Annotated in this window: 11 protein-coding genes and 1 pseudogene; 2 read left to right on the top strand and 10 right to left on the bottom strand. The window is 74.9% G+C overall.

What is annotated here, in order from left to right:
• Window positions 1-105 precede the first annotated feature (105 nt).
• The 6 genes and pseudogenes from ACIF6F_RS23780 to rsmI form a co-directional block, all read right to left on the bottom strand.
• Window positions 106-1,008 carry a 4-(cytidine 5'-diphospho)-2-C-methyl-D-erythritol kinase gene (locus ACIF6F_RS23780; protein ID WP_399949824.1) on the bottom strand — a complete coding sequence of 301 codons (903 nt, stop codon included), beginning with the start codon at window positions 1,006-1,008 and terminating at the stop codon, window positions 106-108.
• On the bottom strand, window positions 1,005-1,898 hold the full coding sequence (gene rsmA, locus ACIF6F_RS23775; protein WP_399949821.1) for a 16S rRNA (adenine(1518)-N(6)/adenine(1519)-N(6))-dimethyltransferase RsmA: 894 nt from the start codon (window positions 1,896-1,898) through the stop codon (window positions 1,005-1,007). The genes ACIF6F_RS23780 and rsmA overlap by 4 nt, the downstream gene beginning before the upstream one ends.
• Window positions 1,895-3,007, bottom strand: a pseudogene (locus tag ACIF6F_RS23770) (ubiquitin-like domain-containing protein); the annotation flags it as partial. The gene rsmA and the pseudogene ACIF6F_RS23770, both read right to left, overlap by 4 nt.
• Before the next feature lie 1,142 nt (window positions 3,008-4,149).
• Window positions 4,150-5,022 (bottom strand): TatD family hydrolase, encoded by an 873-nt coding sequence (locus ACIF6F_RS23765; protein WP_399949818.1) that lies wholly within the window; start codon window positions 5,020-5,022, stop codon window positions 4,150-4,152.
• Between the two features lie 10 nt (window positions 5,023-5,032).
• Window positions 5,033-5,590 carry a hypothetical protein gene (locus ACIF6F_RS23760; RefSeq protein ID WP_399949815.1) on the bottom strand — a complete coding sequence of 186 codons (558 nt, stop codon included), beginning with the start codon at window positions 5,588-5,590 and terminating at the stop codon, window positions 5,033-5,035.
• A 160-nt stretch (window positions 5,591-5,750) separates the two neighbouring features.
• Complete coding sequence (gene rsmI, locus ACIF6F_RS23755; protein ID WP_399949812.1) at window positions 5,751-6,650, bottom strand: 16S rRNA (cytidine(1402)-2'-O)-methyltransferase; 900 nt, start codon at window positions 6,648-6,650, stop codon at window positions 5,751-5,753.
• 61 nt (window positions 6,651-6,711) lie between these two features.
• On the opposite strand from rsmI, the gene ACIF6F_RS23750 reads away from it, so the two are divergent.
• Window positions 6,712-8,457 (top strand): dolichyl-phosphate-mannose--protein mannosyltransferase, encoded by a 1,746-nt coding sequence (locus ACIF6F_RS23750; RefSeq protein WP_399949809.1) that lies wholly within the window; start codon window positions 6,712-6,714, stop codon window positions 8,455-8,457.
• Between the two features lie 661 nt (window positions 8,458-9,118).
• Window positions 9,119-10,735 carry a penicillin-binding transpeptidase domain-containing protein gene (locus ACIF6F_RS23745; protein WP_399949806.1) on the top strand — a complete coding sequence of 539 codons (1,617 nt, stop codon included), beginning with the start codon at window positions 9,119-9,121 and terminating at the stop codon, window positions 10,733-10,735.
• Window positions 10,736-10,830: 95 nt separating this feature from the next.
• On the opposite strand, the gene ACIF6F_RS23740 is transcribed toward ACIF6F_RS23745, so the two are convergent.
• The 4 genes from ACIF6F_RS23740 to ACIF6F_RS23725 all read right to left on the bottom strand — a co-directional run bounded on the left by ACIF6F_RS23740 (window position 10,831) and on the right by ACIF6F_RS23725 (window position 14,737).
• Complete coding sequence (locus tag ACIF6F_RS23740) at window positions 10,831-12,048, bottom strand: serine hydrolase domain-containing protein (RefSeq protein WP_399949804.1); 1,218 nt, start codon at window positions 12,046-12,048, stop codon at window positions 10,831-10,833.
• 82 nt (window positions 12,049-12,130) lie between these two features.
• Window positions 12,131-12,925, bottom strand: a complete 795-nt coding sequence (locus ACIF6F_RS23735) for an energy-coupling factor ABC transporter ATP-binding protein (RefSeq protein WP_399949802.1) — start codon at window positions 12,923-12,925, stop codon at window positions 12,131-12,133.
• Window positions 12,913-13,674, bottom strand: coding sequence for a cobalt ECF transporter T component CbiQ (gene cbiQ / locus ACIF6F_RS23730; RefSeq protein ID WP_399949798.1), 762 nt, complete (start codon window positions 13,672-13,674; stop codon window positions 12,913-12,915). Before cbiQ ends, ACIF6F_RS23735 begins: the two co-directional genes overlap by 13 nt.
• Before the next feature lies 1 nt (window position 13,675).
• Window positions 13,676-14,737 (bottom strand): energy-coupling factor ABC transporter permease, encoded by a 1,062-nt coding sequence (locus ACIF6F_RS23725; protein WP_399949795.1) that lies wholly within the window; start codon window positions 14,735-14,737, stop codon window positions 13,676-13,678.
• Window positions 14,738-14,811: the final 74 nt, after the last annotated feature.

Genomic DNA, 14,811 nt, shown 5'->3' with positions numbered 1-14,811 from the left:
CAGCGCGCAGGTACTCAGATCGGTGCTGAGTACGCGGGGGTGGGGCCCGCGGCCTGCCCCCGCGGCTGCCCCGGGACCCGTCCCGGCGGACGGGTCCCGGGGTGCTCAGGGGGCCTGGAGGACCGTCGCGCCCGGGGCCGGGGACGTGGTCGTGCGGGTCGTGCGGCAGGTGCCGGAGGCCTCCAGGGCGGCGGCGATCCGGGCCGCGGAATCCGCGTCGGCGGCCAGGAAGGCCGTGGTGGGGCCGGAGCCGGAGACCAGGGCGGCCAGGGCGCCGGCGGCGGTGCCGGCGGCGAGGGTGTCCGCCAGGGCGGGGCGCAGGGAGAGCGCGGCCGGCTGGAGGTCGTTGGCCAGGGCTTCGGCGAGGGCGCCGGTGTCGCCCTTGCGGAGGGCGGCCAGCAGTGCGGGCGAGGCGGTGGGCTCGGGGACGTCCCGGCCCTCGGCGAGGCGGTCGAACTCCCGGAACACGGCCGGGGTGGAGAGGCCGCCGTCGGCCATCGCGAACACCCAGTGGAAGTTTCCGCCGACCTCCAGCGGGGTGAGCTGCTCGCCCCGCCCCACGCCCAGCGCGGCCTCGCCGATCAGGCTGAACGGCACGTCGCTGCCCAGCTCGGCGCAGATGTCGAGGAGTTCCTCGCGGCTCGCGCCGGTGCCCCACAGCGCGTCGCAGGCCAGCAGCGCGCCCGCGCCGTCGGCGCTGCCGCCCGCCATGCCGCCGGCCACCGGGATGTCCTTGGCGATGTGGATGTGGACGTCGGGCTCCAGGCCGTACCGGGCGGCGAGCAGCTCCGCGGCCCGGGCGGCCAGGTTGGTGCGGTCCAGCGGGACCTGGTCGGCGCCGGGGCCGGTGCAGGTGACGGTCAGCCGGTCGGCCGGGGTCACCGTCACCTCGTCGTACAGCGAGACGGCGAGGAAGACGTTGGCGAGGCCGTGGTACCCGTCGGGGCGGGCGGCGCCGACGGCCAGCTGGACGTTGACCTTGGCGGGGACCCGTACGGTGACGCTCACAGGGCGGGCCTCTCGGCGGCCGGCTTGTGCTCGGCGATCGCGGCGAACTCCTCGACGGTCAGGGCCTCGCCGCGCGCCTGCGGGGAGATCCCGGCGGCGAGCAGGGCCTCCTCGGCGGCGGCGGCCGAGCCGGCCCAGCCGGCGAGGGCGGCGCGCAGGGTCTTGCGGCGCTGCGCGAAGGCGGCGTCGACGACCGCGAAGACCTCGGCCTTGGTGGCGGTGGTCTTCACCGGCTCGGCGCGGCGGACGAGCGAGACCAGGCCGGAGTCGACGTTGGGCGCCGGCCAGAAGACGTTCCGGCCGATGGCGCCGGCGCGCTTGACGTCGCAGTACCAGTTGGCCTTGACCGACGGCACGCCGTAGACCTTGTTGCCCGGGCGGGCGGCGAGCCGGTCCGCGACCTCGGACTGCACCATGACAAGGGTGCGCTCGATGGTCGGGAAGCGGTCGAGCATGTGCAGCAGCACGGGCACGGCGACGTTGTACGGGAGGTTGGCGACCAGCGCGGTCGGCGCCGGGCCGGGCAGCTCCTGCACGTGCATCGCGTCGGAGTGGACGAGCGCGAAGCGGGCGGCCCTGGCGGGCAGCCGGGCCTCGATGGTGGCGGGCAGCGCGGCGGCCAGGATGTCGTCGATCTCCACGGCGGTGACGTGGTCGGCGGCCTCCAGCAGGGCCAGCGTCAGCGAGCCGAGTCCCGGCCCCACCTCGACGACCGTGTCCTCGGGGCGCACCTCTGCGGTGCGCACGATCCGGCGGACGGTGTTGGCGTCGATGACGAAGTTCTGGCCCTTCTGCTTCGTCGGGCGGACGCCGAGTACCTCGGCCAGGTGCCGGATGTCGGCCGGCCCCAGGAGGGCGTCGTTGCTGTCGTGCTGCTCTGCGGTGCTCACCGGTAAAGCCTACGGCCGCAGTGTGGCCACGGACTCGCCCCCCGCTGCACGTAGAGCTTCTTGGCCCGGTAGGTCTGTTCCGAGGCGCTCGCGTCCTGCGGCCGGCCGCTGCCGCCGAGGCCCTGCCAGGTGCGGACGTCGAACTGGTAGAGCCCGCCGTAGGTGCCCGAGGGGTCGGTGGCGCCGGGGCGGCCGCCGGACTCGCAGTGCGCGAGGGCGCCCCAGTCCAGGCCGTCGGCGCCGGCCACGGAGGTGGGCAGGGGGCGGGTGCCGACCCTGATCCGCTGGGTGACGGGTTCGCGCACGACCTCCTCGGCGACGCGCCGCGGCTTCTGCCGGACGCCGTTGACGGTGCGGAGGGTGTACGTGACCCGGCGGGCGCCCTGCTTTCCGGCGCGCTCGACGACCTCGGTGCCGGCGAACAGCGTGTCGTCCCTGACCTTCTCGGTCTCGTACGGGATGACCTCCTCGCGCACCTCGCGGGTGCCGGTGATGCGCAGGACGGTGACGGTCTGGCCGTCGCGCGGGAAGGAGGCGGGCGGCACGGAGGTGGTGTCCTGGCCGTGGAGGGTGATGCCGGCCTGGTCGAGGGCCTCCCGGACGGTGGCGGCGTTGGTGCGGATGGTGCGCTCGTTGCCGTCGGCGAGGAAGGTGACGCTGCGCTCGGTGCGCACGCTGAGGGTCATGCCGCGGCGGCCGATGGGTGTGGTGCGCGAGGCGGAGAGGTAGGCGCCCTCCGCGCGTACGCCGAGCTGGCGCAGGGCGGCCTCGACGGTGCGGGCGGTGGTCCACACCTGGCGGCGCGAGCCGTCGAGGGTGAGGACGACCGGGCGGCCGTACCGGACGACGATCTCGTCGCCGTCGTCTAGGGCGCTGCCGGGGGCGGGGGCGACGAGGTCGTGGGCGCCGATGCCGACGCCCTCGTCGGCGAGGAGTTCGCCGACGTCGTCGGCGAAGGTGTGCATGGTGCGGGGGATGCCGTCGACGGTGAGGCGGACGGCCTTGTCGCTGGCCACGAAGGCGGAGGTGCCGCCGGCGAGGAAGGCCACGACCAGGGCCTGGGGGACGATCTTGCGCCAGCCGTCGGGGCCGGCGCCGGTGCGGCGCGACGACCTGCCGGTCCTGGCGTTCTTGGCGGCTCTGGGGCTGGTGGCGGGGGTGCCGGGGGCGCCGGGCCGGGTGAGGCTGCCGGGGGCGCCGGGGCTGCCGGTTTCCGGAGGGGTCTGGCCGGGGGTGCCGGTGGGGCCGGTGCCGGGGGCGGCGTCCCGGCCGGTGCCGGGGGCCGTGGTACCTGCCCTGCCGGCGCGGCCGGTGCGGTTCGCCTTGCGGCGCCTGGCCGCGCGCCGCTCGGGGCCCGAGTCCGGTTCGCCGTCGCGGGGGGCGGGGACGGCGGGGGCGGGGGCGCGGCGGCGCCGGCCGGTGCCGGGCGCGAGGGCGGTCTCGTACGCCGGGTCGAGGCCGGGGAGGAGGCCGTCGGGGGCCCCGCCGGGGTGCGCGGGGCCGCCGTGGCCCGGGTCGGCGTAGGGGGCCGGCGCGCCCGGCTCGGCGTACGGGGCCGGCGCGCCCGGCTCGGCGTACGGGGCCGGCGCGCCCGGCTCGGCGTACGGGCCGGGGTCCGCCCCGTACGGGCCGGGCTCCGGGTACCCGCCGGCTTCCGCGTACCCGGCCCCCGCGTCGTACGCCTCGGTCGTCCCGTACGTCCCCGCGGGCGGGTCCGGCGGGCTCCAGGCGGTGCCGGCGCCGGGCGGGGGCGCGGCCGCGGCGTAGGCGGGGGCGTACGTGTCCGTCCCCGGGTAGGTGTCCGGGGGGTAGGGGGCGGCTGCGTAGGGGTCGCCGGGGTACGGCCCGGGGCGGACTGCCGTCTGCGTGTCGGCGGCCGGATCCACCGGGGGCCCGGGGTACGCGCCCCAGCCGGCCGGTGCGGCGGCGGGCGGCGCGTAGGGGCCGGCGGGCGGGTGCGGCGTACCCGGCGCGGGGCCGTCGCCCGCCCCGTACGGGTCGCCGGCCCCGAAGAAATCCGCCGGCCCGAAGGGATCACCCGGCCCGTGCGGGCCACCGGTCCCGTAGGGGTCACCCGTCCCGAAGGGCTCCGCTCCCGTGCCCCCCGCGGGGGATCGGTGACTGCCCTGCCCATCCGTCACGACGCGCTCCCACCGGTCCAGGTCCCACCGCTGGGGACGGGCACGGGAGACTAGCGGAGGGTTCGTCACTCGACAAAGCGGCGCGACCACGGAGTGTCACGCACGCCCGTTCAGTAGTCGAAGGCGCGTGCGGTGTTGGCGGCGAGCGCCCCGGCCAGCTCGTCCTCGGAGATGCCCCTCACCTCGGCCATGGCGCGCACCGTGACCGGAATGAGATAGGGGGCGTTGGGCCGTCCGCGGTAGGGCGCGGGGGTGAGGAACGGCGCGTCGGTCTCGACCAGCACGAGGTCGAGGGGGGCGACGGCGAGGGCGTCGCGCAGGTGCTGCGCGTTCTTGAAGGTCATGTTGCCGGCGAAGGACATGTAGTAGCCCGCCTCGGCGCACTCCTTGGCCATCTCCGCGTCGCCGGAGTAGCAGTGGAAGACGGTGCGCTCCGGAGCGCCCTCCTCGCGCAGCACCCGCAGGACGTCCGCGTGGGCCTCGCGGTCGTGGATGACGAGGGCCTTGCCCTGCCGCTTGGCGATCTCGATGTGGGCGCGGAAGGAACGCTCCTGCGCGGCCATGCCCTCCGGGCCGGTGCGGAAGTGGTCGAGTCCGGTCTCGCCGACCGCCCTGACGTGCGGGAGGGCGGCCAGCCGCTCGATCTCGGCCAGGGCCTCGTCGAGGGCGGCCTCGCCGCCCGGCTGCCGGGCGCCCTGCCGCGACCAACCGTCGGCGTCGCCGAGGACGATGCGCGGCGCCTCGTTGGGGTGCAGGGCGACCGCCGCGTGGACGTTCTCGTACCGCTCGGCCGTCTCGGCGGCCCAGATCGAGCCCTTCACGTCGCAGCCGACCTGGACGACCGTGGTCACACCGACCGAGGCGGCCTTCGCGAGGGCCTCGTCGACGGTGCCGTCCTTCTGCATGTCCAGGTGGGTGTGGGAATCGGCCACCGCCACCCGAAGCGGCTCGGGCAGCGGGGGCATCGCGTCCTTGGGGCTCATACGGCCGATCTTATGAGGAGCGGAAGAGCCTCTTGAGCCGGGCCAGGAGGCCGCCGCGCTCGCCGCGGTCCTCGGGCGTGAGCGCCACGGGTCCGGGGGCGTCGTGGGCGGCCGGCTTCCCGGGGACCGCCGAGTGCGCGGCGCCGCGGCCCTTGGGGCCGTGCGGCGACTTGCGCTGGCCGGGGTGGCGCGAGTGCGCGTCGAGCGTCGCGGGGACCGGCCCGGCGATCCCGGGGGCGATCCGGCGGTCGTGGTAGAGCTGGTCGAGCATGCCGAGGACCGAGGAGACCTGCCCCTCCCGCATGATCCGCACCACGTGCCCGCCGCAGTTCATGCAGGTGGGGTTGGAGAGCGGGGAGGGCACCCGTTCCCCGTTCGCCGTGTACATGATGAACGGCTGGCCCTTGCCGTCGACGTGGTGCTCGATCTCGTACGACTGCTCCCAGCCGTACCCGCACTTCATGCACGCGAAGGCATAGGCCTCGCGGACCGTGTGTATTCCGGCGCCGGCGGAAGGTGCCGCGGCCGGGGCCGCTGCGGGGACGGGGGTGTCTGCGATCTCACTCATGCCAGCTCCTCTGGTCCGCTGGTGGCACTAGCCAGTGGACGCCTGTTCCGGCGGGAGCGCATCAGGCCCTGTCGAGTTATGGACGGACTTTGGGGCGTTCATGCCCAAGCTGCCCGGTGCGCGGCCTAAGCTTTGCTTTTCAGGTTAGCCCTTTACCCGTTTACGGCACCTTCTGAGCCGCATTCTTTGCCGCCACCACCGCGTCGAAGACCTCCCGCTTGGGTAGGCCCGCCTCGGCCGCCACGGCCGCGATGGCCTCCTTGCGCCGCTCTCCCGCCTCCTCGCGCACCTGCACCCGGCGCACCAGCTCCTCCGCGTCGAGCTCCTCGGGCCCGGTCTCGGGAGCGCCCTCGACCACGACCGTGATCTCGCCGCGCACGCCCTCCGCCGCCCAGGCCGCCAGCTCGCCGAGGCCGCCGCGCCTGACCTCCTCGTACGTCTTGGTCAGCTCGCGGCACACGGCGGCGCGGCGGTCCGCGCCGAAGACCTCGGCCATGGCGGCCAGGGTGTCGTCGAGCCGGTGCGGTGCCTCGAAGTAGACGAGCGTCCGGCGCTCGCCGGCCACCTCGCGCAGCCGGCCCAGGCGCTCCCCGGCCTTCCTGGGCAGGAAGCCCTCGAAGCAGAAGCGGTCGACCGGCAGGCCCGAGAGGGCGAGCGCGGTCAGCACCGCGGACGGCCCGGGCACCGCCGTGACCTTGATGTCCTTCTCCACGGCCGCGGCGACCAGCCGGTAGCCGGGGTCGGAGACCGACGGCATGCCGGCGTCGGTGACCAGCAGCACGCGGGCCCCGCCCTCCAGCGCCTCGACCAGTTCGGGCGTACGGGCCGACTCGTTGCCCTCGAAGTACGACACGACGCGCCCCGTGGTGTGGATGCCCAGCGCCCTGGTCAGGCCGCGCAGCCGGCGGGTGTCCTCCGCGGCGATCACGTCCGCGGTCTCCAGCTCGGCGGAGAGCCGCGGCGGCGCGTCGGCCACGTCCCCGATGGGGGTGCCGGCGAGCACCAGGACACCGGCGGACGACGGCTGGGGACGGCTGACGGGAGGCTGCTGATCTGTCACCGCTCCATCCTCGCAGGCCCGATCGGGGGTCTCACACAGATGTGTTCCCTACGATGACCCGGTGACCAGTACCGCGACGCCTCAGCCCAGCCCCGCGGGGGCCCCGCCCGGCCCGCCGGCGTGCGACGAGACGCCCTCCTGGCCGCGGCACCTGCGCCGGTTCGGCTACGTGCCCGCGCCCACGGCCGCCGCCGACGCGCGCACCCGGCTGGTACCGCCGTACGCACAGCCCTCGCCCGGGCTGTGGCAGGCGGTCGGCGTGCCGCTCGCACTCGGCGAGCGGATCGCCCGGGCCATGGCGTGGGTGGGTCCGCTGCTGGTCGCGCTGGTCGCCGGAGCGCTGAGGTTCTGGCACCTGGGCAGCCCCAAGGCGGTGATATTCGACGAGACGTACTACGCCAAGGACGCCTGGGCGGTCATCCGGCAGGGCTACGAGGCCAGCTGGCCCAAGGACGTCGACAAGCTGATCATCAAGGACCCGACGGGCGTCGCGCTGCCGCTCGACCCGGGCTACGTCGTGCACCCGCCGGTCGGCAAGTGGGTCATCGGCCTCGGCGAGTGGATGTTCGGCTTCACGCCCTTCGGCTGGCGGTTCATGACCGCCCTGCTCGGCACCCTCTCGGTGCTGATGCTGTGCCGGATCGGGCGCCGCCTCTTCCGCTCCACCTTCCTCGGCTGCCTCGCGGGCGCGCTGCTGGCCGTGGACGGCCTGCACCTGGTGATGAGCCGGACGGCACTGCTGGACCTGGTGCTGATGTTCTTCGTGCTGGCGGCCTTCGGTGCGCTGCTCGTCGACCGGGACCGGGCCAGGGCCCGGCTCGCGGACGCGCTGCCGGTGGACGACGAGGGCCGGACGCGGCCGGACGCGCGGATCGCCGAGACGCTGGGGCTGGGGTGGCGGCCCTGGCGGCTGGTCGCGGGCGTGTGCCTGGGCCTGGCCTTCGGCACGAAGTGGAACGGCGCGGTCGTCCTGGCCTTCTTCGGCATCCTGACCGTGCTGTGGGACGTGGCCGCCCGCCGGGTGGCGGGCGCGGGCACCCTGTACCGGCGCATGCTCTGGGACGCCACGAAGGCGTTCCTGGCGACGGTCCCGGTGGCGCTCGCCGTGTACGTACTGTCCTGGACGGGCTGGATCCTCAGCCCGGACAACGGCAAGGGCGGCTACTTCCGCGACTGGTCCGCCAAGCAGGGCGGGGTCTGGTGGGCCCCGGACTGGCTGAGCAGCCTCTGGCACTACGAGACCGAGGTCTACAGCTTCCACGTCGGCCTGACCTCGGGCCACACGTACGAATCGAACCCCTGGAGCTGGCTGGTCCTCGGCCGCCCCGTCTCCTACTTCTACGAGTCCCCCGCCCCCGGCACCGACGGCTGCCCGGCCACCGAAGCGTCCAAGTGCGCCCGCGAGGTCCTGGCCCTCGGCACCCCGCTGCTGTGGTGGGCGGGCTGCTTCGCCCTCCTCTACGTCCTGTGGCGCTGGTTCTTCCGCCGCGACTGGCGGGCCGGCGCGATCGCCTGCGCCCTCGCCGCCGGCTACCTGCCCTGGTTCAACTACCAGGAGCGGACCATCTTCTACTTCTACGCGGTGGTCTTCGTCCCGTACCTGTGCCTGGCGGTCGCCATGCTGGCCGGCGCCCTCCTGGGCCCCCCGGGCGCCACGGAACGCCGCCGCACCGTGGGCGCCGTCGCCACCGGCGTCCTGGTCCTCCTGATCATCTGGAACTTCATCTACTTCTGGCCCATCTACACGGGCCAGACCCTCCCGATGGACGCCTGGCGCAACCGCATGTGGTTCGACACCTGGGTCTAGGGCGGGGGACGTGGAGCCCCGGCGTCGGTGACGGCGTCGGGGCTCTGCCGGTGCCGCGCGCGGAGGGTCCAGGGCAGCGGCGCCCTGGAGGATCATGACCGCCAGATCGGGAACGCCATGATGACCAGCCAGGAGAAGATGAAGCCGGGGCCCAGGACGATGCCGAGGATGCGGTCGTTCCGGTCCTGGAGCACGAGCACGCCCGACGGATCCCGCGGGGGGTAGGCGACCCGGACGGTCTCGGCGGTGCTCCGGTGGGCGAAGACGCGCGTCGTGCCGGTGGCGTCCGTGTAGCGGTACCTGCCCGGGTCCGTCCGCCCTCTCCGCGTCGACGGTCACGCCGTGCCTGCGCAGCCGGGTCTCGTGGAACCACGGCACCACGCACACCCCGCCGAGCCACAGCATGGCCGCCGCGAGGAGGCCCAGCGGCACGATGAACGCGGCGCCACACCCTCGATCCGGTGGACGGACGGAGTCGCCCCGGGGGAGGGCCCGCAACTCGACGGTGACGGTGCGGGCCTCGGCGCGGGCACGGGCGATCGCCTTGGGGGACCTGGGGGACTTGGGGGTGAGTGACATCTGAGTAGCGGTACTCAGGTCCTCCGCGCGGGCCCCGGGTAGCTTCGAGCGCGTTCGCGGAGCGTCTGGGGAGGGGCTTGGGATGCGGGGTGCGGGGAAGGCCGCGGTCGTCGGCGGGGTGTTCCTCGCCATGGTCGGCGGGGCGGGGTACGGGGTGTACTCCCTGGCCGGCGGCGATGCCGGCCCGGAGACCGGGGTGAGGGCCGCGAAGGGCGGCGGGCCGATCGGGGAGGAGGAGGCGCTGCGGACGGCCAGGGCCTTTCTGGCCGCCTGGGCGGCCGGGGACGAGCACGCCGCGGCGAGCCTGACGAACAACCCCGGGGCCGCCCAGTACGCCGTCCGGGACTACGCGGCGGAGGCGCACGTCACCGGGGCCGTGATCACGGCAGGGAAGCCCAGCGGCACCACGGTGCCGTTCACCGTGCGGGCGCGGGTCTCGTACCAGGGCGTCGGCAAACCCCTGGAGTACGCCTCCTCGCTGACCGTGGTCCGGGGGCTGACCAGCAAGGAGCCGCTGGTCGACTGGGTGCCCTCGGTCATCCACCCCCAGCTGCGCGAGGGCGAGAAGCTGCGGGCCGGGGAGCCCGCGCTGCCGCCCGTACGGATCCTGGACCGCGCGGGCAGGCCGCTCACCGCCGAGGAGTACCCCTCGCTGCGGCGGATCCTGGACGAGCTGCGCGCCCGGTACTCCGCGGGGGCCGGCGGCAAGGGCGGGGCCGAGCTCTGGATCGAGCCGGCCGTCGCGGAGCAGCCGAAGCGGACCGTGCTGACCCTCGACCCCGGCCGGCCGGGGTCGATCAGGACGCGCCTCGACGCCACGGTGCAGGCGGCCGCCGAGCGGGCGGTGAAGGCGCACGGGTCGTCCTCGGTGGTCGCGCTCCGGCCCAGCACGGGCGACGTGCTGGCCGTGGCCAACAACCGCGAGGACGGCTTCGATGCGGCGATGCTCGGCACCACCGCGCCCGGCTCGACGCTGAAGATCGGTACGGCCGCCATGCTGCTGGACCGGGGCCTGGTCGCGGCGGACCGGGTGGCGGACTGCCCCGGGACGGTGTCCTGGTACGGCAAGCCCTTCCGCAACCAGGGTGGCTTCTCGCTGACCGGGAAGACCTTCGCCACCTCCTTCGCCCGCTCCTGCAACACGGCCTTCATCAAGCAGATCAAGCGGGTGGACGACGACGCGGCGCTGCCGCGGGAGCTGCGCGAGGTCTTCGGCATCGGGCTGGAGTGGCAGACCGGGGTGGCCAGCTTCGACGGCGACGTGCCCGAGGTGACGGGCGCGGAGGCGGCGGCCGAGTACATCGGCCAGGGGAAGGTCCGGATGAACCCGCTGACCATCGCCTCGATGCTCGCCACCGCCAAGACGGGCGTCTTCCGCCAGCCGCTGGTCGTGCCGGCGGAGCTGGGCGACCGGAGGATCGCGACCGCCGAGCGGCAGATGAAGCCGGCGGTCGCCGCACAGCTGAAGCGGATGCTCCAGCAGACCGCGGCCAGTGGTACGGCGGCCTCCGCGATGGCGTCCGTCGCCGGCCCGAAGGGGGCGAAGACGGGGTCGGCGGAGGTCGACGGGGCGGTGAACCCGGACAGCTGGTTCACCGGGTGGAGCGGTGACGTGGCCGCGGCCGCGTTCGTCCAGGGCGGCGGGCACGGCGCGGAGGCGGCCGGCCCGCTGGTGGCGCAGGTGCTCCGCGCCGGCTGAGCGGAGGGGGGTCGGCGCTGCGGGCGGGATCGGCCGTGGGGCCGTGCCCTGCCGGACCGGGCCGAGCCGGTCCCGCGCCCGGCCCGGCGCCGCCGTCAGAGCACCGACTTCACGGCCCGTACCAGGGCCTGGGCGCGCGGGTCCGCGGTGACGGACTTCGCCAGGGCGTTGGTGACGTAGCCGAAGCCGATGCCCGCGTCGGGGTCGGCGAAGCCGAGGGAGCCGCCGCGGCCCGGGTGCCCGTACGAGGCCGGGGAGAGCAGCGGCGAGGCCGGGCCGTGCAGCATGAAGCCCGGGCCGAAGCGGGTGTTCACGACCAGTACGCGGTCCGGGCCGGCGGCCTCCTCGGTGCCGGCCAGCGCGGTGGTCTCCGGCGTGAAGAGCCGGGTGCCGCCCTCGACCTCCCCGAAGGTGGCCGCGTAGAACCGGGCCAGGGCACGGGCGGTGGCGATGCCGTTGGAGGCGGGCAGTTCGGCGGCGCGGTAGGCCGGGGCGTTCTCGTCCGGCAGCGGGTCGATCGCGGCGAAGGCGCGCCGGGTGAGGGAGTCGGGGTCGTCGTACGCGGCGGAGACGTTCCGCTTCGGCCGGGTCTTCAGCCCGCCCGCGGCGACCGGCGGCGGTGCCACGGCCGCGACCCGGCCCACCCGGTGGGCCTCCTCGTCCGGCAGGCCTATCCAGAAGTCCAGCCCCAGCGGGCCCGTGACCTCCTCGGCCAGCCACCGGCCGAGGGTGCGGCCCGTGACCCGCAGCACCAGTTCGCCGAGCAGCCAGCTGAAGGTCTGGGCGTGGTACCCGTGGGCCTCCCCCGGCTCCCAGGCGGCGGACTGGGCCGCGACGGCCCGCGCGGCCTGCTCGGCGTCGGCGGCCTGCTCCGGGGTGAGCCCGGTGTCGAGGGCCGGCACGCCCGCCCGGTGGGACAGCAGGTGCCGGACCAGGGCCCGCTCCTTGCCGCCGGCCTTGAACTCGGGCCAGTGGTCGCCCACCGGCGCGTCGAGGTCCAGCAGCCCGCGCTGGTGCAGGAGCAGCGGTACGGAGGCCGCGACGCCCTTGGTGGCCGAGCGCACGATCTGCGCGGTGCCCGCGGTCCAGGGTTCGGTGCCGCCGTCGGCGTCGCGGGTGCCGGCCCAGAGGTCCACGACCGGGCGCCCGTCGCGGTAGACGGTGACGGCCGCGCCGCGGTCGCCGCGCTCGGTGAAGTTGCGTACGAAGGCGTCCCTGACGGGTTCGAAGCCCGCCGCCACGCTGCCCTGGACGTCGACGTCCACGTCCCGCTCCCTGGTGCCACTCGGCACCCGGGTGGTGCCGACCAACATGGTGCAACGTGAAACGACCCGCGTTGCTTCCGGGGCCGCAGTACGTCACACGTCACACCCGCCGGAACTTGAGGACGGCGGGCTACGGGACGGCGACCGACCGGGGGTCGAAGCCGAACGGCAGCTCCAGCCGGTGCGCCCGCATCAGGTCCTCGTCGCACAGCAGGTCCTGGGTGCGGCCGTCGGCGGCGATCACGCCCTGGCTCAGCACGACCGAGCGCGGGCAGAGCTCCAGCGCGTACGGCAGGTCGTGGGTGACCATCAGCACCGTCACGTCGAGGGAGCGCAGGATGTCGGCCAGCTCGCGGCGGGAGGCGGGGTCGAGGTTGGACGAGGGCTCGTCCAGCACCAGGATCTCCGGCTCCATGGCGAGCACGGTGGCCACGGCGACCCGGCGGCGCTGCCCGAAGGACAGGTGGTGCGGGGGCCGGCCGGCGAACTCCGCCATGCCCACGCGCTCCAGCGCCGCGGTCACCCGGGCCTCCAGCTCGGCGCCGCGCAGTCCGGCGGCGGCCGGGCCGAAGGCCACGTCCTCGCGGACGGTCGGCATGAAGAGCTGGTCGTCGGGGTCCTGGAAGACGATGCCGACCCGGCGCCTGATCTCGGCGAGGTTCTTCTTCTCGACCGGCAGTCCGGCCACCCTGACCGTGCCGACGCCGCCGCCGAGGATGCCGTTGAGGTGCAGGACGAGGGTGGTCTTGCCGGCTCCGTTGGGGCCGAGCAGCGCGACGCGCTCGCCCCGGCCGATGGCGAGGTCGACGCCGAAGAGGGCCTGGTGACCGTCGGGGTAGGCGAAGGCGAGGCCGGACACGTCGAGGGAGGGCGCGGTGGCGGGCGAGGGTGTGGTGGCGGAGGTCGGGGCAGTCACAGCGTCCATCCCATCAGACAGACGGCCAGGGCCGTCACCGGCAGTGCGGCCGCGTGGGCCCACTGCGTGCGCGAGGCGGTGACCTGGTCGATCACCGGCATGGTCCCGGCGTACCCGCGGCTGAGCATCGCCAGGTGGACGCGCTCGCCGCGCTCGTACGAGCGGATGAAGAGCGCGCCGGCCGTCTTGGCCAGCACCCCCCAGTGCCGGGGGCCCCGTGCCTCGAAGCCGCGCGAGCGGCGGGCGACGGACATCCGGCGCAGCTCGTCGGTGACCACGTCGCCGTAGCGGATCATGAACGAGGCGATCTGGACCAGCAGCGGCGGCAGCTTCAGCCGCTGGAGCCCGAGCAGCAGCTCGCGCAGTTCGGTGGTGGCCGCCAGCAGCACCGAGGCCGCGACGCCGAGGGTGCCCTTGGCCAGTACGTTCCAGGCGCCCCACAGGCCGGAGACGCTCAGGGACATGCCGAGCACCTCGACCCGCTCGCCCTGCGCCACGAAGGGCATCAGGACGGCGAAGAGGACGAAGGGCACCTCGATCAGCAGCCGGCGCAGCAGGAAGCCGGCGGGGATCCGGGCCGCCGCGGCCACGCCGGCGAGCAGTACGGCGTACAGGGCGAAGGCCCACACCGCCTCGCGGGGGGTGGCGACGACGACCACGACGAAGCCGAGGACGGCGACGAGCTTGCAGTGCGGCGGCAGGGCGTGGACGGCGGAGTGTCCGTGCCGGTAGAGCTTGTGGGCGTGGCCCGCGGCCATGTCAGACCGCCGGGGCTTCGGCGGTGCGGCGGCGCCGGACGACCCAGAAGACGCCGGTCCCGAGGGCCGCGGTGGCGCCGACGCCGATGACGCCGGCGAGGCCGCCGGAGAGGCGGGCGTCGGAGACGGCCTTGACGCCGTAGTCGGCGAGCGGGGAGTCCGCGGCGGCGTGCTCCTCGACCTTGCGGTCGATGCCCTGGTCGGCGGCGACCTTCTCCAGGCCGTCGGGGCTGGCGGAGGCGTAGTAGGAGACGAATCCGGCCAGGACGAGGGTGGTGACCAGACCGGCGGCCCACACCTTCCGGGCCGGGCGGGCGGCCGCGGGGGCGGGGGCGGTGGCGGGCGCGTCGACCAGCTCGCCGCCGACGCGGAGCTTGAGGCGTGTGGCCAGGCCGCGGGCGCCGTGCACCAGGTCGGGACGTACGGCGATCACGGCGCCCACGGTGAAGGCGGTGATCGCGGCCTCGCCGATGCCGATCAGCACGTGGACGCCGACCATGGCGGCGAGCACCTTGCCGATCGGGACGTCGGTGGTCCCCCCGATGGCGTAGAGCAGGGTGAAGAAGGCCGCGGAGGCCGGCACGGAGACGAGGGCGCCGACGAAGGCGGCCGCGGTGACCGAGCGGCGGCCCTTGGGCAGCACGTTCACCAGCAGCTTGAAGACGGCGTAGGAGACCACGACCGTCACGACGCCCATCGTGGTGATGTTGACGCCGAGGGCGGTGAGGCCGCCGTCGGCGAAGAGGATGCCCTGCATCAGCAGGACCACGGAGACGCAGAGCACGCCGGTGTAGGGGCCCACGAGTATCGCGGCGAGGGCGCCGCCCAGCAGGTGGCCGCTGGTGCCCGCGGCGACGGGGAAGTTGAGCATCTGGACGGCGAAGATGAAGGCGGCGACGAGGCCGGCCAGCGGGGCGGTCCGCTCCCCGTCGAGGCCGCCGGACCCGGCGGTGTCCCCGAGTTCCCTGCGCGCACCGCGGAGGGAGACGGCGACGGCCGCTGCGGCCACCGCTCCCGCGGCCACCGAGACCGGTGCGTCGATGAATCCGTCGGGGACGTGCATGGTCGGGCTCCGCTTCCTGCGTGTCTTCTGCCTCCGCGTGGGCAACGTCTGATGATAGGGCCCACTTGCAAATG

Origin of the sequence: Streptomyces sp. NPDC086023 (assembly GCF_044540325.1) — a bacterium.
GTDB lineage: Bacteria > Actinomycetota > Actinomycetes > Streptomycetales > Streptomycetaceae > Streptomyces.
Note: the sequence above shows the minus strand (reverse complement) of the source record. Positions and strands in the feature narration are given on the sequence as shown.

Coding starts and splice junctions, on each gene's coding strand:
- ACIF6F_RS23765 (WP_399949818.1), bottom strand. CDS start 5,022: ATGAGCCCCAAGGACGCGATGCCCCCGCTGCCCGAGCCGCTTCGGGTG.
- ACIF6F_RS23760 (WP_399949815.1), bottom strand. CDS start 5,590: ATGAGTGAGATCGCAGACACCCCCGTCCCCGCAGCGGCCCCGGCCGCG.
- ACIF6F_RS23745 (WP_399949806.1), top strand. CDS start 9,119: ATGCGGGGTGCGGGGAAGGCCGCGGTCGTCGGCGGGGTGTTCCTCGCC.
- ACIF6F_RS23740 (WP_399949804.1), bottom strand. CDS start 12,048: ATGTTGGTCGGCACCACCCGGGTGCCGAGTGGCACCAGGGAGCGGGAC.
- ACIF6F_RS23735 (WP_399949802.1), bottom strand. CDS start 12,925: ATGGACGCTGTGACTGCCCCGACCTCCGCCACCACACCCTCGCCCGCC.
- cbiQ (WP_399949798.1), bottom strand. CDS start 13,674: ATGGCCGCGGGCCACGCCCACAAGCTCTACCGGCACGGACACTCCGCC.
- ACIF6F_RS23725 (WP_399949795.1), bottom strand. CDS start 14,737: ATGCACGTCCCCGACGGATTCATCGACGCACCGGTCTCGGTGGCCGCG.